Source organism: Streptomyces sp. NPDC001536 (assembly GCF_042894505.1).
GTDB lineage: Bacteria > Actinomycetota > Actinomycetes > Streptomycetales > Streptomycetaceae > Streptomyces.
Genome location: NZ_JBIAVQ010000003.1, coordinates 616,051 through 631,790, shown reverse-complemented (window position 1 = coordinate 631,790; position 15,740 = coordinate 616,051). Strand labels below are relative to the sequence as shown.

The following is a 15,740-nucleotide window of genomic DNA, read 5'->3' as shown; positions in this document are numbered from 1 at the left end:
CCCCACGCTAGCGTCAATTCGGGCGCGGTGAACAGAGGGCCCCTGTCGTTCTTGCGATGATCGGTCGGTGACCACGACACATCAGCCCCCGTTCCCACCGCCCGAGCCTCCTCGTAGGCCCGGCTCCGGAAACGGGCCCGGCAACGGGCCCGGACCCGCACGCGGGCAGGGGGCGGGGTACGGCCCGGGCCCTCGCCCGGGCCCCGGCTCCGGCGACTGGCACGAGCAGGGAAACGGCACCGGGGGCGGGTTCGGGCAGGAGCCCGGATCGGGTCGGGGGTTCGGACAGGGGCCTGGTTCGGGTGGCCGGTTCGAGCAGGAGCCCGGATCGGGGGGCCGGTTCGAGCAGGGGCCCCAATCCGGGGGCCGGTTCGAGCAGGAGCCCCAATCCGGGGGCCGGTTCGAGCAGGGCCCCGGTTCCGACGGCGGTCACGACCACGGCGCCGGTGGCGGGCACGGGCATGGCACCGGTTCCGGCGGCGGAGGCACGGGCGGTGGTAGTGGCGGCGGCGGTCGCGGTGGCGGCGGACACGGTCACTCGCACAGCCACAGTCACGGCCCGGCGGCTCCCGTCTCCCAGCACCTGCGCAAGGTCATCGCCGCGATCCTCATCCCCTTCGGCGTCGCCGTGATCGTCGGGCTCGCCGTGCTGTGGCCCGGGGGCGCGCCGGGTCATGAGCGCACCGGCGTCGGCTTCGACCGGCAGACCCAGCAGGCCACGGTCACCGAGGTCGTGAACGTCAGCTGCAAGTCGGTGAACGCCTCCGGCGAGACCCCGACCGGCGACACCTCCACCGCCGAGGGTTCCTCCGCTCAGCAGCAGGCCGACGGCGAATGCAAGAAGGCGACGATCCGCGTCGACACCGGGGACGACAAGGGCCGTACGTTCACCGAGATCGTGCAGCCGGACCAGTCACGGCAGTTGCACCAGGGCGAGAAGGTCGTGGTCGCCTACGAGCCCTCCGCCCCCAAGGACCTGCAGTACTCGGTCACCGACGTGAACCGCAGGCTCCCCATGGCGTTGCTCGCCGGCATCTTCGCTGTCGCCGTCGTGGTCGTCGGGCGGTTGCGGGGCGTCATGGCGCTGGTCGCGCTGGCCATCAGCTTCCTGATCCTGAACTTCTTCATCCTGCCCGCGATCCTGCAAGGTTCGAACCCGTTGGTCGTGGCCGTGATCGGGTCGAGCGCCATCATGCTGATCGCCCTGTATCTGTGCCACGGGCTGTCGGCGAGAACATCCGTCGCGGTGCTCGGCACACTGATCTCGCTGCTGTTGATCGGCGTGCTCGGCTCGCTGTTCATCGACTGGGCCGCGCTCACCGGCAACACGGACGACAACACCGGCCTGATCCACGGTCTGTACCCGTCGATCGACATGAGCGGTCTGCTGCTCGCCGGCATCATCATCGGTTCGCTCGGTGTCCTCGACGATGTGACGGTCACCCAGACATCGGCGGTGTGGGAACTGCACGAGGCCAACCCGTCGATGGGCTGGCGCGATCTGTACCGCGCGGGCATCCGCATCGGCCGCGACCACATCGCGTCCGTCGTCAACACGCTCGTCCTCGCGTATGCGGGCGCCGCCCTGCCGCTGCTGCTGCTCTTCTCCATCGCGCAGAGCAGCGTGGGGACGGTCGCCAACAGCGAGCTCGTCGCCGAGGAGATCGTGCGCACGCTGGTGGGCTCGATCGGCCTGGTCGCGTCCGTGCCGGTGACGACCGCCCTCGCGGCTCTGGTGGTGTCGGCCGACCGGCCGACGCTCCCGTCCGGGGCGGCACCGGTGGGCGGAGGGCCGGCTCCGACGGGCGCCCAGTCGATGTCCGCGGGCACACAGCCGGCCGCGGCACGGGGCGGGCGCGGGCGGCGACGCAAGCGCTGACTCCTGCATCTGCTGTCACAGGGGCTGTACGGCGCCGTACAGCCCCTGTGGCCTACCCCAGGCCCCCTGGAGGAGAAGCGTTCCTGCGCGGGCCCCACGCCCGCGCTGAAGCGTTACGCCCCCCACATGGCCGTAACGCTTCAGCCCGCGCTCTGTTCCTCCGCCAGAATCCGGTCCAGGGCCTCCTCGAGATGGGCGTCGAAGTCGCCGAGCGCCCCCTCCTGGCCCAGCGGCACCAACTTGTCGGTGCGGTCGAGGAAGGCGATGAGCGGCGCCGCCGAGGAGCGGAACAGCGCCTGGTCGACGCCGACCTGAAGACGGATCAGGACCTCACCGAGCGTGTCCGCCTCGGCCGGCGCGATACGCACGTCCCCGTCCCCGCACGGCCGCCCCACGCCGTCGATCAGCAGCTCACGCCCGAACGCCCAGGTCACCGGCGCGTCACCGGGCAGATGGAAGGTGAGCCGCACGGCGTAGGGATCGCAGGTCTCGTAGCGCAGTTCCACCGGGATGCGGAAGGAGAGCTCCTCGGACACGAGAAAGCTCATCATGACCTCTGCCTGTACGGACTCACCCATCGTCTACCCCGTCATCTGCCGTCGACTGGCCGGGAATGATCCCTTTGACTGTGGTGGAAGTTTGCTGAACGTACACGGGAGATCACAAGGAGTGAGTTTTCAGATACTGATAGAGATCGCGAGCGACCCGAGAAGACGCCCGACCTCGCTCTGCAACTGACGACTGGCGTCAACCAGTCGGTCGGCCTGGTGGACGGGCAGCGAGATGGCCATCGCCCCGGCGGTGGTGCCCACAGTGATCGGAATCGCGGCGCAGACCGTCCCCAGCGCGTACTCCTGCCGTTCGAAGACCGGTTCCATCCGCCGTGTCCGGTCCAGACGCCGCAGCAGCGTGCGGCTGTCCCGCACGGTGTACGGGGTGATGGCCTGAACGGGGTAGCGGTCCAGGTGGTCGCGGCGGTCGTCCTCGTCGAGTTGAGCGAGCAGGCACTGGCCGATGGCGTGCGCGTGAGCCGTCTCGCGGAAGTCCGCCCATTCCTCGACCGCCGGGTTCCCCGGGGTGTCGGAGACGCACATGACCTCGATCTCGCCGTCCTGGTAGATCGCGTAGTACACGGGTACGCCGATGGCATCGCGCCAGTGGGCCAGTGTCTCGGCAATCGTGCTGCGACGTTTCTGCTGTGCTCCGCTGCTGCTCAGCCGTTCGGCCGCCTCACCGAGGAAGAACAGGCCCTTGTCCCGGTGCAGATATCCCTCGTGGACCAGGGTGCGCAGCAGGTGGTAGGCGGTGGGCAGGGCGAGTCCGGTCTCGCGGGCCAGTTGTTTGGCGGGGGCGCCGTGCTCGTGCTCGGCGACGGATTCCAGCAGGCGCATCGCGCGCTGGACGGAGCCGATGAGGGTCGTGGAGTGCGGTGGGTCCGGGGAGTCGGCCGGGGCTGTTCCCGGTGCCGGGCGTGATGCCGGTGCCAGGGGTGGTGTTTTCGGGCGGGACCGGTTCGTGGCTGCGGGCTGTTCCGGCGGCCGGAGTCGGTGCTCCGGCGACGGGACGGCCGCTCGGACCGGTGCGGGGGCTGTGAGGCGTTCTGCGGGTGCGGTGTCAACCGTGGCCAAGGGTCACTCCCGAAGCGCGAGGGGGCCGCCCGTGCGGGGGGACACGGGAGGGGGTGTGCGCCGCTCACGGGGGATCGTCCCCGCGTCGAATTCCGGACTTTAACCGTCCGCCACCGCTCGCACTCGGCCTGTACCGAAACTTCCCCCGCCCGAGGGAACCGGTGATTCCTGTTACCGGTCACCGATGCCGCTCGCCGGTCGCCCCACGTGTCACCAGTCGCCGCGCGACGAGGAACTCGACGTGAACTTCCGCACCACGTAGATCAGTCCGCCGACCAAAGCCACGAACACCAGCAGCTTGAAGAGCAGTCCGATGACGAACCCGACGACGCTGGCTATCAGTCCGCCGAACACGACCAGGGCGATGACCGGCACCGCGATCCACTTCACCCACCAGGGCAGTCCCGCGAAGAAATCTCCCATTGCTCTCGTCCTTACCTCTCCGCCCGTCGCTCGTGCCGGGTCCGGTCGAAGACCCGGGCTCGTGATGCCGGATCCTTCTGATGTCCTGCACTCGATGCTAGGGCGGGGAGGAGCCCCGGCGGGGGCCTCGCACCCCTTGTCCTCCCCTGACTGATCCCCTAGGGAATCCCGGGGTGACGGCTCAGCTCTCGGGCGGAGAGAACACCACGAGGACCCGCAGGTCCTCGCTGATGTGGTGGAACTTGTGGGCCACGCCGGCCGGTACGTAGACCACGCTGCCGCGCGCGACCTGGGTGGTCTCCATGCCGACGGTGATCGCGGCGCGGCCGCTCACAACGAAGTAGACCTCGTCCTGATTGTGCGGCTTCTGTGGATCCTGTTCGCCGGCATCCAGCGCGTACAGGCCGACCGACATGTTCCGTTCCCGCAGAAACTGCAGGTAGGCGCCGTCGTTGGCGGCACGCTCCGCCTCCAGTTCGTCCAGCCGGAATGCCTTCATCGCCCTCGTCCGCCCTCGTCACACTGCTGATCGCCGATCTCTTCTGCCACGATCAGACACATGAAGAATTTCGTAGTCAAGACGATCGCCAACGCGGGCGCCCTGGCGGTCGCCGTCTGGCTGCTGGACAAGATCACCCTGACCGGTGACAGCACGGGCAAGAAGATCGGCACCCTGATCCTCGTCGCGCTGCTCTTCGGCATCGTGAACTTCCTGGTCAAGCCGGTCGTAACGCTCTTCAGCCTCCCGCTGCTGATCCTGACGCTCGGTCTGTTCACCCTGGTCGTCAACGCGCTGATGCTGCTGCTGACGTCGTGGCTGGCCGACAAGCTCGACCTGAGCTTCCACGTCGACGGCTTCTGGACCGCCGTACTGGGCGGCCTGATCATCTCGATCGTGTCCTGGGCGCTCAACGTCGTCCTGCCCGACGGCGACTGATCCCCTCATGACGTACCGCGTCTGCTTCGTCTGCACCGGCAACATCTGCCGCTCGCCGATGGCCGAGTCCGTCTTCCGCGCCCGCGTGGAGGAAGCCGGACTCGGCGGCACGGTCGAGGTCGACAGCGCCGGCACGGGCGGCTGGCACGAGGGCGACGACGCCGACCCGCGCACCGTGTCGGTCCTCGAGGAGCACGGCTACGACAGCGCTCACACGGCCCGCCGGTTCCAGCCGTCGTGGTTCTCCCGCCTCGACCTCGTCATCGCCCTCGACCACGGCCATCTCAGGGCGCTGCGCCGCCTCGCGCCGACCCCGGAGGACGCCGCGAAGGTGCGGCTCCTGCGCTCCTATGACCCGTCCTCCGTCGACGACCTCGACGTACCGGACCCTTACTACGGGGGGATGGACGGCTTCGAGGAGTGTCTTGAGATGGTGGAGGCGGCGAGCGAGGGTCTGCTCGCCGCGGTACGCGAGGACGTGGAAGGACGAGTGGCATGAGCGAGTCGACCGGGGGCAACGGCGAGGGCACGCGCGCGGTACGGGCGGGACTGCCCGAGCCGGTCAGGAACGAACCCACCCTGCCCGGCCCGGTGTTCGCCGCCCACTTCCATCTGCCGGGCGAGGTGGGCGGTCCGTACACCTACGGCCGGGACGAGAACCCCACCTGGACCCTGTTGGAGCGGGCCATCGGCGAGCTGGAGGCGCCCGGGCAGGACGGCCTCCAGACGCTGGTGTTCGCCTCGGGCATGGCCGCGATCTCCTCGGTGCTCTTCTCCCAGCTGCGCGCCGGGGACGCGGTCGTCCTGCCGAACGACGGCTACCAGGTGCTGCCTCTGGTGCGCGCCCAGCTCGAGGCCTACGGCATCGAGGTGCGGACCGCGCCGACCGGCGGCGACGCCCAGCTGGAGGTGCTGGACGGCGCGAAGCTCCTGTGGATCGAGACGCCGTCGAACCCCGGCCTTGACGTGTGCGACATCCGGCGGCTCGTCGAGGCGGCACACGCGCGTGGCGCTCTCGTCGCCGTCGACAACACCCTCGCGACGCCGCTCGGACAGCGCCCCCTGGAGCTCGGCGCCGACTTCTCGGTGGCCAGCGGCACCAAGCAGCTCACGGGGCACGGAGACGTCCTCCTGGGATACGTCACCGGCCGCGACGGCGAGGCGATGACCGCTGTACGGCGCTGGCGCAAGATCGTCGGAGCGATCCCGGGGCCCATGGAGGCCTGGCTCGCGCACCGTTCGATCGCCACGCTCCAGCTGCGGGTCGACCGGCAGAACGCGACCGCGCTCGTGCTCGCCGAGGCCCTGAAGGGGCGGCCGGACGTCATGGGGCTGCGGTATCCGGGACTGCCGGACGATCCCTCCCACAAGGTCGCCTCGCAGCAGATGCGGCGCTACGGGTGCGTGGTCTCCTTCACGCTGGCTTCGCGCGAGCGCGCCGACCGTTTCCTCGACGCGCTGCGGCTCGTGGACGACGCGACGAGCTTCGGCGGAGTGCGTTCCACGGCCGAGCGGCGTGGGCGCTGGGGCGGGGACGCGGTGCCGGAGGGCTTCGTGCGCTTCTCGGTCGGCGCCGAGGACCCCGAGGACCTGGTGGCGGATGTGCTGCGTGCGCTGGACGAGTCGGCGGACTGACCGCTGTCTCTACGCCCTTGTCGGTGTCCGGCTACGCACAACGGACGGTCCGAGCCTCCCCCCTCGTGGCTCGGACCGCCCTCGGTTCCGCGCGCGAAGAACCGCGCAAGCAAGGCTAGTTGACTCTGTGTCAGTGTCCAATCACAGTAGCGACAGCGACCTATCGACATATTTATAGTTGGGCGCGGCCGGAGGGCCAGGAGCAGCCACCGAAGGGGAGGGCGCGGCATGGATCTGGCCTTGTTGCGGACCTTCGTGACCGTGCACCGGGCCGGCTCCTTCACTCGCGCCGCCGCACTGCTCGGCCTCTCCCAACCGGCCGTGACCTCGCAGATCCGGACGCTGGAGCGGCAGTTGGGCCGTCCCCTGTTCCTGCGACAGGCCCGCGGGGTGACCCCGACGACCATCGGCGACGAGCTCGCCCACAAGGCCGCGCCGCATCTGGACGCCCTGGTGGAGATCACCGAGACCGGCCTCGACGACGAGTCCTCTTTACGAACCCTCCACCTCGCCGGGCCCCCCGAGTTCATCGCCGAGCGGGCCCTGCCCGCGCTCACCGAGCTGACAGGCGAGGACGGCCAGGGCTTCGCCCTGCGCGCCTCCTTCGGGAACGCCGAGGAAACCCTGGAGGGGCTGGCCGCCGGGCATCACGATCTGGCCATCACCACGGCCCGTCCACGCGGCTCCCTGCTCACGGCGACTGCGCTCTGCGACGAAGTGCACGTCTTGGTCGCCTCCCCGCGCTGGGCGAAGCGGATCAGCACCGGGACCCTGCGCCGCAAGGGAGCGTCCGCCCTGGAGAACCTCCCGGTGGTCGAGGTGCACGAGTCGCTGCCGTTCGTCTCGCGCTACTGGGCGTCCGTCTTCGACTCCCGTCCGGCGGCCCCGGGCACCGTCATCGTCCCCGACCTGCGCGCGGCGCTCGCCTGCGCGGTGGCGGGCGCCGGGCTCGCGGTGCTGCCCAGCTATTTGTGTGCGTCCGCCCTGGAGAGCGGCGACGTCGTCGCCCTGCACCACCCGGCGGTGCCGCCGCTGCGGACGTACTTCCTGGTGGTCCGTACCGGCACGCTGGCGATGCCGCACATCGCGCGCGCTCACGACTGGTTGCTTCAGGCGGCTACGGACTGGTGCTGACCTGCGCTTTTCTTCCGGTCACCGGGTGAGCTCGGCCGATGACGGCCCGCGATGTTTCACGTGGAACCAACCGGGCCACATTTCCCCCATGACCGTCCGACCCGTGGTCAAGCGCACCGCACGTGCCGTTCTCCTGCATGGCGACGACCTGATCCTGATCAAGCGCACCAAGCCCGGCATGGATCCCTACTGGCTCACACCCGGTGGTGGAGTCGAGCCGACCGACACGACCGTCGTCGACGCCCTGCACCGCGAGGTGTACGAGGAGCTCGGAGCCAAGATCACCGATGTGGTGCCCTGCTTCGTCGACACCGTCGAGCACATCGGCGAGGACGGCGGCGCGACCGGGGTGAAGGTCCAGCACTTCTTCGTCTGCCGTCTGGAGTCCATGGACACCTCGCTGCGGCACGGACCCGAGATCGACGAACCCATCGGTGAGTACGAGATCGTGCGGGTGCCGTTCACCCGTGTCGGGATCGCCTCCGTGCACCTCGTTCCCCTGTCCCTGCGCCACTACCTGGACGGGAACATCGAGGGCGTCCGTGCCATGCACGCCCCCGACCTGGGCTGAGATCAGTCCCCGATGACGACGAGTTCCTCCACGGAGTCATGGCGTATCCGGTTCGACGGGATGCCGATGTCCCTCAGGGCGTCCACACCGCTGCGGATCATTCCGGGCGGGCCGGAGACGAAGGCGTCGTACTCGTTCCAGGGGCCGTACTGGCGGATGGCGTCGGGGAGTTGGACCCGCGCGAGTTGGTCGATGACCGCGCGGACCGAGAGCCACGGGTGGGACTGCTGGAGCCTGAGCATGGTGTCGATGTCGTACAGGTCGTGGTCGGTGCGGGCGCCGTAGAACACTTCGACGGGGCGCCGCTCGCCGTGTTCGGCGACGTCCTCGACCAGTGCCTTGATGGGCGCTATGCCGGTACCGCCGCCCAAGCAGAGCAGTCCGCTGTCGGTGGTGTGGTCCACGGTCATCGAACCGGCCGGCGGCCCGAGCCGGAGGATGTCACCGGGCCGGGCGCGGTGCACCAGGGCGTTGGAGACCCAGCCCGCCGGGACGGCCTTCACGTGGAACGACAGCAGGCCGTCGGAGCGGGGCGCCGAGGCGAAGGAGTAGTGCCGCCAGATCCGCGGCCACCACGGCGTCTCCAGGCTCGTGTACTGGCCGGCGAGGAAGGGATAGGGCTGGTCCGGGCGGACGGTCACGACCGCGACGTCCGGCGTTCTGAGGTCGTGCGACACGACCTCGGCGTACCACCAGGCCGGGGCGCGCAGTTCGTCCGTGGCCGCCGCGTCGATCATCACCTGCGAGATCGTCGTGTACGCCCGGACCCAGGCCGCCTCCAGCTCCGGGTCCCAGATCCTCTCGGCGTACTTGCTCAGCGCGCCGATCAGGCACTCGCCGACGGCCGGGTAGTGCTCGGCCCGGGTGCCGTACTTGCGGTGGCCGCGGCCGAGGTTCTGGAGGTAGTCGACGAGGACGGGGGTGTTGTCGATGTGCTCCGCCGCGGTGAGCAGCGCCTTGAGCAGCCGGTCCCGCTGGGTGTCCATCGCGGCGGGGAAGAGCGAGCGCAGGTCGGGGTGGCGGACGAAGAGGAGGGCGTAGAAGTACGAGGTGACCTTGTCGGCCACGGGGGCGACCTCCGCCATGGTCCGGCGGATGAGGATCGCGTCCGGGGATGCCTGCTGGGCCTGCGCCGGGTTGGTGCGCTGTGGGGGCACACGGGGGTCCGGGGGCGGGGGCTGCGCGGGACCGGGGGCCGGTGTCGCGTGTGAAGTGGGGGTCGGTACCGGGGGCGCCTGCTCGGCCGGGGCAGGCGGTGCGGCGGGAGCGGGCGACGGGGCTGCGGCGTGCTGTGGGGCTGGGGCGGGCTGTGGGGTGTCCTGTGCCCGTGGGGCCGTGTCCGGGCCCTGTGGGGTCCTGCCGACCGGGCGCAGCGCCGCCAGGCGGCTGCCCTCGGCCGTCTGCTCGCTACCCGGTGTCGACGCCGGCTGCGTGTGCGGCGTGAACCAGCCGCCCCCGCCGCCGGAAGTGCCGTTGTCGGCCGACGCGGTGGTCGGAGCGTCCATGGTGTGCCTCGCCTCGAACATCTTTCGGTCGGTCTGCGCACTTCCTCGGTCGGAATGTGCCTGCTTTCCCCCGCAGACGGCTTGCTGTCCCCGTTCATGGCCGCGGCCAATGCGGCCACATTCAACTCGTATTCGCGCTCCATACGGACAAGTAAGGCGAGAGTGTGACATTGGCCGCAGTGCTCTCACCGCAGCCTCCCACCGCGTGGGGACGCCCCGGCCGCATAACCGAAAATGCGGGTCTTCGATCTCTCCGTCCCGTTAGGCTGCCTTGCCTTGTTCACGGTCCGGGCAGGGCATGTTGCAGGTCTGCGCACCTCACGCCGGACGAGAACCGGAGTCGACCCTACCGGTCAACGCTCCGCACACAAGTCCCGCCTTCCTCCCCCACGAATGAGGCGAGCCGCGAACCATCAATTCCCTCAATTACCGGGCGCGGCGCACCAATTCATAGGCATCCCACAGATCTCTGCCGGTGTAGACGTGGGTCGCGAGACCGGACAGATGACTGTCCGCATTGACCGCGACGGAGACCGGCACCGTGCTGAAGAGGTCCTTGTCCGAGGACGAGTCCCCATAAGCGATGCAATCGGCCCGGCTCACTCCGAACTCCTCGCACAGCCGGTCGGCTATCAGGACCTTGGCCGCGGCACTGAGCACTCCGGCCGGGTCCACGGGCTCGGTGAACGGCACGGCGGGAAAGCGCGATCCGTACGCCGCGTGCGCACCCCAGGTGGTGAGCCGCTCGACGAAGAAGGACGGCGAGAGCGATACGACAGCGCAGTAGTCGCCGTTCTCCCGGATCTCCTCCCAGACGTCACGGATTCGGGCCAGCCACGGAGCGCCCTCGAAAGCAGCCGCCACATGGGCCTCGGTGAGCTCCGCCCACAGTTCGCGCACCCGCGCGGCATACTCGGGCGGCTCGATCAGCCCCGTCGCGATCGCCTGGTCGAGCGCCACGGTCTCGGCCTCCAGCCCCAGTTGCCGGGAGATCTCCACAGGCGAGGAAGTGCCGTAGAGCAAGGTGCCGTCGAGGTCGAAGAGATGAAGTCTGGCCATGGTGCCCGAGGCTAGCCGGGCCGGATGACGACGCCTCGGCGAGGCCCCTGAAGCACTGCGGCAGAACACCGCCGACGCCTCACAAGGCCGTCGGACGCCTGCCGTTCGCCCATGTTTCACGTGAAACATGGGTCGTCTGTCCAGACGCTGTGCAGTCGGCCACGGCATGGCCAAAACCTCGTACATCCCACCGGAAACAGGTGGACGCCGAGGGCACCCGTCAGACAGCCTGACCTGCGTGTCGACACCTTCCCTCGCCGATCTGCCCATCCGCCGACTGACGCCGCGCGATCTCGCCGCCTGCGCCGACTTGTCCGAGGACCGGGGGTGGCCGCGCGAGGAGCACAAGTGGGGCTTCCTCCTCACCTCCGGGAAGGGATACGGCATCGACGACCCCGACGGCGGCCTGGTCAGCGCCTGCGTCGTCACCGAGTACGGGCCGCAAGACCGCCCCGAACTGGGAGCCATCGGCATGGTGCTCGTCGCCGAACGGCATGCACGCAAGGGCATCGGCCGCCGACTGATGCGCCATGTGATCGCGGCGATGGGCACCGCCCCGCTGACCCTGCACGCGACGCCCAACGGCCGCCCGCTCTACGAGGAACTCGGCTTCAAGGTCACCGGCCGCGCGGAGATGGTGCGGGGCCACTTCACGGCCGCCGCATACGAGCCCGCCGTCGCCACGCGACCGGCGACCGCCGAGGACCTCACCGCCATTCTCCGGCTGGACGAGGAGGTCTTCGGCGCCGATCGCACGCATATCGTGACGCGCCTGCCCGCCTTCGCCGACCAGCTGAGGGTCGCCGAGGAGGACGGCCGGATCATCGGGTACGCGGGCGCATGGCGCAACATGGACAACCATGTCGTGGGGCCGCTGGTCGCCCGGGACACGGAGACGGCGAAGGCGCTCATCGCCTCGCTGGCCGCCCGCACCGACCTTCGGCTGCGTACCGACATCGACGTGCGGCACGGGGAGCTGCTGACGTGGGTGAAGGACCACGGGCTGGCGTCCGTGGCCTTCAACTCGGTCATGACCTACGGGATTTCGGAGTTGCCCGGTGACTGGAGGCGGCGGTTCGCGCCGGTGACGGTGGCCGCGGGGTGAGGAACGGGGGCGTGGCGACGGTCTGCTGAGAGCAGCCGAAGCGGTGATGCCGGGCCCTCGTCGGGACCCGGCATCAGTTCGGTGCGGCTCAAGGTGGCTGGTGCGGCTCAGCGGGCCTGTACGGCTCAGTGGTGGACGGTGGCCCGTCGCTCAGCCGGTACGGCCCCTGCCACGACCTCGCTGGGCGCGGCGGCCCGGCGTTCCAGGGCGGCCGAGACCAGTGCGAGCCCCAGAGCGGCAGCGGCCAGGACGGCGCCCACCCAGTTCGGAGCGGTGTAGCCGAGACCGGCGCCGATCACGAGGCCGCCGAGCCAGGCGGAGAGCGCGTTGCCGAGGTTGAAGGCACCAATGTTCACCGCCGAGGCGAGTGTCGGGGCGCCGTGCGCCTGGTCGAGGACGCGCTTCTGCAGGGGCGGGACGATGGCGAACCCCAGGGCGCCGATGAGCGCGATCGTGACGGCCGCGAGGACCTTGTTGTGCGCGGTGAGCGTGAAGAGCGCGAGAACGACGGCCAGAGCGCCCAGCGACACGTACAGCAGGGGCATCAGGGCGCGGTCCGCGTACTTGCCGCCGATGAGGTTGCCGCCGACCATGCCGAGGCCGAAGAGGACGAGCAGCCAGGTGACGGAGCCGTCGGCGAACCCGGCGACGTGGGTCATCATCGGTGCGATGTAGGTGATGGCCGCGAAGACGCCGCCGAAGCCGAGCACCGTCATCGCCATGGCGAGCAGGACCTGAGCGTTCTTGAAGGCGGCCAGTTCGTGGCGCAGGTGCACGCCCTGAGGCTTGGGCATGTCGGGGACGAGCTTGGCGATGCCGGCCAGGCCCAGGACGCCGAGCGCGGCGACGAGGGCGAAGGTGACGCGCCAGCCGACGGTCTGTCCCACAAGGGTGCCGAGCGGGACGCCCACCACGTTGGCGACGGTGAGGCCGGTGAACATCATCGCGATGGCTCCGGCCTTCTTGTCCGGGGCGACCAGTTCGGCCGCCACGACCGAGCCGATGCCGAAGAAGGCGCCGTGGGCGAGTGAGGCGATCACCCGGCCGACCAGCATGACGCCGAAGGCGGGGGCCAGGGCGGACAGCAGGTTGCCGGCGATGAAGAGGCCCATCAGCACCATCAACATGCGCTTGCGGGAGACCTTGGTGCCGAGCACCGTCATCAGCGGAGCACCGAACATGACGCCGAGCGCATAGCCCGTCACCAGGAAGCCGGCCGTTGGGATGGACACCCCGAAGTCGCCCGCGACCTCGGGCAGCAAGCCCATGATCACGAACTCGGTGGTTCCGATTCCGAAGGCCCCGATCGCGAGGGCCAGGAGCGCGAGAGGCATGGGGGTGTGCACCTTCCAGGTAGTTGCAGGAGCGCTTTACACTCGAAGACAATACTTGCACACGCCTGATACTTGCAAGCGCCGACTATTGCGGCCCTGCTCTATCCTGGTTTCAGTCGTTCCGGGACGAAGGAAGCGCGATGACAGCGACGGACCCCGCACTCACCGCCCTCGCACAGGGCTGGTGCGCCCTCTCCCTGCTGCACGGGAGGATCGAGGCCCATATCGAACGGGCCCTCCAGGCGAAGCACGACCTGAGCGTGCGCGAGTACTCCCTGCTCGACGTCCTCAGCCGGCAGCACGACGGAGACGGCGGCCATCTGCAGATGAAGCAGGTCGCCGACGCCGTCGTCCTGAGCCAGAGCGCCACCACCCGGCTGGTCTCCCGCCTGGAGGACCGCCGCCTGCTCACCCGCTACCTGTGCCCCACCGACCGCCGCGGGATCTACACCAACGTCACCGAGGCGGGTCTCAAGCTCCTCGCCGAGGCACGGCCGACCAATGACACCGCGCTGCGCGAGGCTCTCGACGAAGCGGCCAGGAACCCCGAGCTGGCCCCGCTGGTCCGGGTCGTGGAGTCGCTGAACGTGCCCGCCTAGGCTGGCCGGCATGGGAGATCTTGAAATACGCGCCGCCGTCGCCGCCGATGTCCCCGTGATCGTCGCCATGCTCGCGGACGACCCGCTGGGCGCGCATCGCGAGTCACCGGACGACCTCGCCCCCTACCTGACCGCGCTGGAGCGGCTCGCCGCCGACCCGAACCAGCACCTGGTCGTGGCCGTCCGCGAGGACCGTGTCGTGGGCACCCTCCAGCTCACGATCATCCCCGGGCTGTCCCGGCGCGGCTCCACCCGGTCGATCATCGAAGGCGTCCGCATCCACGCCGACGAGCGCGGCAGCGGTCTGGGCACGCAGCTCATCGAGTGGGCGGTCGATGAATCGCGTCGCCAGAACTGCCAGTTGGTGCAGCTGACCTCCGACGCCACCCGCACCGACGCCCACCGCTTCTACGAGAGGCTTGGCTTCGAGGCCTCACACGTGGGCTTCAAGCTGCCGCTCTGACTCCTGTGGGGGCTTGTTTCACGTGAAACAAGCCCCCACACCGCTCAGCCGATACCGCGCCACCCCTCCGGATCCACCCCACCCGGCACAGGCGCGCCCTCGTCGTACGGCTGACGCGTGAACACGAACGACCCGAGATCCAGATGGCTCACGCTGCCGTCAGGCCGCCGTACGGCCCTCAGAGGCTCTCCGGCGAAGTAGCCCTCCAGGCCGGTCCATGTGCCGTCACCGTTCTTGCGGAAACGTGAACGGCGACCGCTGCCACTCAGGGGATCCAGCGAGACGCCACCTTCGGTCGTCAGCCGCAGGGCGAACGCTTGCGTCCCCCAGTACCACGGCCCCGCCAACTCCAGCACGGCTGCGTCGACTTCGGGCAGCGGACGCCACGGCTCGGGAATCCGCGGCTCGGCCTCCGCGACGATCCGTACGAGGTCGGCGCCCACGGAACCCAGCAGTGGCCCGGAGGTGCAGTTGGCCAGCACCACCGCGGCCACGTCGTCCGCCACGCTGATGGTGAGGTTGGCCAGGAATCCCGGCAGGGACCCCGAGTGCCCGACGAGCAGACGGCCGTCCCGGCTCTGCACCTGCATCCCGAGACCGTACGTCGCACCGTCCACGACATCCGCGGCCTCGGCCGGAGCGGCGGGCGTCCGCATCTCCCGTACCGTCTCCGCGCGCAGCACCCGGTCGTCGCCCTTCGCGAGGAAAGCCGCGAACTTCGCCACGTCGCCGGTGGTGGACCAGAGTTGGCCCGCCGGTGCCATCCGGCCGAGGTCCTCGGTGGGCTCCGGAAGCATCACATCGGCCCAGGGGTGCACCGCCCAGCCACCCGCGTGCGGCGCCCTGGGCCGGGCGCTCGTGCTGTCGAGGCCCAGGGGTTCGAGCACTTCGCGCCGCAGGACGTCCTCCCATGAGGCACCGCGCAGCTTCTCGACCAGCGCGCCCAGCAGGGTGTAGCCGGGGTTCGAGTAATGGAAACGGCGGCCGGCCGGGTGCAGGAAGGGCTGCTCGCCGAGCACGTCGGTCAGTTCGGGACGCAGCGAGCCCGGGCTGCGCTCCCACCACGGCCCCGGCGACTCTGCCGCCAACCCGGCCGTGTGCGCGAGGAGTTCGGCGATGGTGGCCTCCCCCGCACCGGTGCCCGGCAGATGCTTCTCCAGCGTGTCGCCGAGGTCCAGCAGTCCCTCGTCGCGCAGGCGCAGCACGAGAACGGCGGTGAAGGTCTTGGTGATCGAGCCGATGCGGTACTGCACGGTCTCGTCCGGCCCGTGCCCCTCCACCGACGTCCGCGAGCCGTGCCAGACGGCCCGCCCGTCCCGCACGACCGCCGCGACCAGCGACGGCGCACGTCCCTCGGCCTGGGCCACGGCGATACGGTGCAGCAGCGCCCGGCGTGTGCCGGGAAGCAGCTCTTCCTGAGATGTCGTCATGGGCCCAGTCCACCCCGCGGACCACCGCGACGTCGAAC

17 protein-coding genes are annotated in these 15,740 nt (G+C 69.8%); 9 read left to right on the top strand and 8 right to left on the bottom strand.

Annotation, left to right across the window (positions count from 1 at the left end; genetic code table 11):
• Positions 1-67 precede the first annotated feature (67 nt).
• On the top strand, positions 68-1,879 hold the full coding sequence (locus ACFY0U_RS11840) for a YibE/F family protein (protein WP_388633826.1): 1,812 nt from the start codon (positions 68-70) through the stop codon (positions 1,877-1,879).
• 140 nt (positions 1,880-2,019) lie between these two features.
• Here ACFY0U_RS11840 and ACFY0U_RS11835 read toward each other — a convergent pair whose 3' ends face one another.
• The 4 genes from ACFY0U_RS11835 to ACFY0U_RS11820 all read right to left on the bottom strand — a co-directional run bounded on the left by ACFY0U_RS11835 (position 2,020) and on the right by ACFY0U_RS11820 (position 4,429).
• The gene (locus ACFY0U_RS11835) at positions 2,020-2,457 is read right to left on the bottom strand and encodes an SsgA family sporulation/cell division regulator (RefSeq protein WP_388633823.1); all 438 of its coding nucleotides are present in this window, start codon (positions 2,455-2,457) and stop codon (positions 2,020-2,022) included.
• Positions 2,458-2,556: 99 nt separating this feature from the next.
• Complete coding sequence (locus ACFY0U_RS11830) at positions 2,557-3,291, bottom strand: IclR family transcriptional regulator (protein ID WP_388634323.1); 735 nt, start codon at positions 3,289-3,291, stop codon at positions 2,557-2,559.
• Positions 3,292-3,717: 426 nt separating this feature from the next.
• Positions 3,718-3,930 carry a DUF5326 family protein gene (locus ACFY0U_RS11825; RefSeq protein WP_046256474.1) on the bottom strand — a complete coding sequence of 71 codons (213 nt, stop codon included), beginning with the start codon at positions 3,928-3,930 and terminating at the stop codon, positions 3,718-3,720.
• 181 nt (positions 3,931-4,111) lie between these two features.
• A complete protein-coding gene (locus tag ACFY0U_RS11820) occupies positions 4,112-4,429 on the bottom strand; it encodes a cupin domain-containing protein (RefSeq protein WP_388633820.1) in 318 nt (105 codons plus the stop codon).
• Positions 4,430-4,489: 60 nt separating this feature from the next.
• On the opposite strand from ACFY0U_RS11820, the gene ACFY0U_RS11815 reads away from it, so the two are divergent.
• The 5 genes from ACFY0U_RS11815 to ACFY0U_RS11795 all read left to right on the top strand — a co-directional run bounded on the left by ACFY0U_RS11815 (position 4,490) and on the right by ACFY0U_RS11795 (position 8,207).
• Entirely contained in the window at positions 4,490-4,867 is a 378-nt protein-coding gene (locus tag ACFY0U_RS11815) for a phage holin family protein (protein ID WP_388633817.1), read from the top strand.
• Between the two features lie 7 nt (positions 4,868-4,874).
• On the top strand, positions 4,875-5,366 hold the full coding sequence (locus tag ACFY0U_RS11810) for a low molecular weight protein-tyrosine-phosphatase (protein ID WP_388633815.1): 492 nt from the start codon (positions 4,875-4,877) through the stop codon (positions 5,364-5,366).
• Positions 5,363-6,502: a cystathionine gamma-lyase gene (locus ACFY0U_RS11805; protein ID WP_388633812.1), complete on the top strand. Its 1,140-nt coding sequence runs from the start codon at positions 5,363-5,365 to the stop codon at positions 6,500-6,502. Before ACFY0U_RS11810 ends, ACFY0U_RS11805 begins: the two co-directional genes overlap by 4 nt.
• Positions 6,503-6,730: 228 nt before the next feature.
• Positions 6,731-7,636, top strand: a complete 906-nt coding sequence (locus ACFY0U_RS11800; protein WP_388633809.1) for a LysR family transcriptional regulator — start codon at positions 6,731-6,733, stop codon at positions 7,634-7,636.
• A gap of 88 nt (positions 7,637-7,724) precedes the next feature.
• Positions 7,725-8,207: an NUDIX domain-containing protein gene (locus ACFY0U_RS11795; RefSeq protein WP_046256480.1), complete on the top strand. Its 483-nt coding sequence runs from the start codon at positions 7,725-7,727 to the stop codon at positions 8,205-8,207.
• Positions 8,208-8,209: 2 nt separating this feature from the next.
• Here the strand turns inward: ACFY0U_RS11795 and ACFY0U_RS11790 are convergent, their stop codons facing one another.
• Positions 8,210-9,733 carry a globin domain-containing protein gene (locus tag ACFY0U_RS11790; protein WP_388633805.1) on the bottom strand — a complete coding sequence of 508 codons (1,524 nt, stop codon included), beginning with the start codon at positions 9,731-9,733 and terminating at the stop codon, positions 8,210-8,212.
• Positions 9,734-10,138: 405 nt separating this feature from the next.
• The gene (locus tag ACFY0U_RS11785; RefSeq protein ID WP_388633803.1) at positions 10,139-10,771 is read right to left on the bottom strand and encodes an HAD family hydrolase; all 633 of its coding nucleotides are present in this window, start codon (positions 10,769-10,771) and stop codon (positions 10,139-10,141) included.
• 238 nt (positions 10,772-11,009) lie between these two features.
• On the opposite strand from ACFY0U_RS11785, the gene ACFY0U_RS11780 reads away from it, so the two are divergent.
• Positions 11,010-11,876 carry a GNAT family N-acetyltransferase gene (locus ACFY0U_RS11780; RefSeq protein WP_388633801.1) on the top strand — a complete coding sequence of 289 codons (867 nt, stop codon included), beginning with the start codon at positions 11,010-11,012 and terminating at the stop codon, positions 11,874-11,876.
• Positions 11,877-12,001: 125 nt separating this feature from the next.
• On the opposite strand, the gene ACFY0U_RS11775 is transcribed toward ACFY0U_RS11780, so the two are convergent.
• A complete protein-coding gene (locus ACFY0U_RS11775; protein ID WP_388633798.1) occupies positions 12,002-13,210 on the bottom strand; it encodes an MFS transporter in 1,209 nt (402 codons plus the stop codon).
• A gap of 140 nt (positions 13,211-13,350) precedes the next feature.
• Here ACFY0U_RS11775 and ACFY0U_RS11770 point away from each other — a divergent pair, with 140 nt between their 5' ends.
• Complete coding sequence (locus tag ACFY0U_RS11770) at positions 13,351-13,809, top strand: MarR family winged helix-turn-helix transcriptional regulator (protein ID WP_388633794.1); 459 nt, start codon at positions 13,351-13,353, stop codon at positions 13,807-13,809.
• A gap of 10 nt (positions 13,810-13,819) precedes the next feature.
• Positions 13,820-14,272, top strand: a complete 453-nt coding sequence (locus tag ACFY0U_RS11765) for a GNAT family N-acetyltransferase (RefSeq protein ID WP_388633791.1) — start codon at positions 13,820-13,822, stop codon at positions 14,270-14,272.
• 44 nt (positions 14,273-14,316) lie between these two features.
• Here ACFY0U_RS11765 and ACFY0U_RS11760 read toward each other — a convergent pair whose 3' ends face one another.
• On the bottom strand, positions 14,317-15,702 hold the full coding sequence (locus ACFY0U_RS11760; protein ID WP_388633788.1) for a serine hydrolase domain-containing protein: 1,386 nt from the start codon (positions 15,700-15,702) through the stop codon (positions 14,317-14,319).
• Positions 15,703-15,740 lie beyond the last annotated feature (38 nt).

Coding starts and splice junctions, on each gene's coding strand:
- ACFY0U_RS11835 (WP_388633823.1), bottom strand. CDS start 2,457: ATGGGTGAGTCCGTACAGGCAGAGGTCATGATGAGCTTTCTCGTGTCC.
- ACFY0U_RS11825 (WP_046256474.1), bottom strand. CDS start 3,930: ATGGGAGATTTCTTCGCGGGACTGCCCTGGTGGGTGAAGTGGATCGCG.
- ACFY0U_RS11820 (WP_388633820.1), bottom strand. CDS start 4,429: ATGAAGGCATTCCGGCTGGACGAACTGGAGGCGGAGCGTGCCGCCAAC.
- ACFY0U_RS11815 (WP_388633817.1), top strand. CDS start 4,490: ATGAAGAATTTCGTAGTCAAGACGATCGCCAACGCGGGCGCCCTGGCG.
- ACFY0U_RS11810 (WP_388633815.1), top strand. CDS start 4,875: ATGACGTACCGCGTCTGCTTCGTCTGCACCGGCAACATCTGCCGCTCG.
- ACFY0U_RS11805 (WP_388633812.1), top strand. CDS start 5,363: ATGAGCGAGTCGACCGGGGGCAACGGCGAGGGCACGCGCGCGGTACGG.
- ACFY0U_RS11800 (WP_388633809.1), top strand. CDS start 6,731: ATGGATCTGGCCTTGTTGCGGACCTTCGTGACCGTGCACCGGGCCGGC.
- ACFY0U_RS11795 (WP_046256480.1), top strand. CDS start 7,725: ATGACCGTCCGACCCGTGGTCAAGCGCACCGCACGTGCCGTTCTCCTG.
- ACFY0U_RS11790 (WP_388633805.1), bottom strand. CDS start 9,733: ATGTTCGAGGCGAGGCACACCATGGACGCTCCGACCACCGCGTCGGCC.
- ACFY0U_RS11785 (WP_388633803.1), bottom strand. CDS start 10,771: ATGGCCAGACTTCATCTCTTCGACCTCGACGGCACCTTGCTCTACGGC.
- ACFY0U_RS11775 (WP_388633798.1), bottom strand. CDS start 13,210: ATGCCTCTCGCGCTCCTGGCCCTCGCGATCGGGGCCTTCGGAATCGGA.
- ACFY0U_RS11770 (WP_388633794.1), top strand. CDS start 13,351: ATGACAGCGACGGACCCCGCACTCACCGCCCTCGCACAGGGCTGGTGC.
- ACFY0U_RS11765 (WP_388633791.1), top strand. CDS start 13,820: ATGGGAGATCTTGAAATACGCGCCGCCGTCGCCGCCGATGTCCCCGTG.
- ACFY0U_RS11760 (WP_388633788.1), bottom strand. CDS start 15,702: ATGACGACATCTCAGGAAGAGCTGCTTCCCGGCACACGCCGGGCGCTG.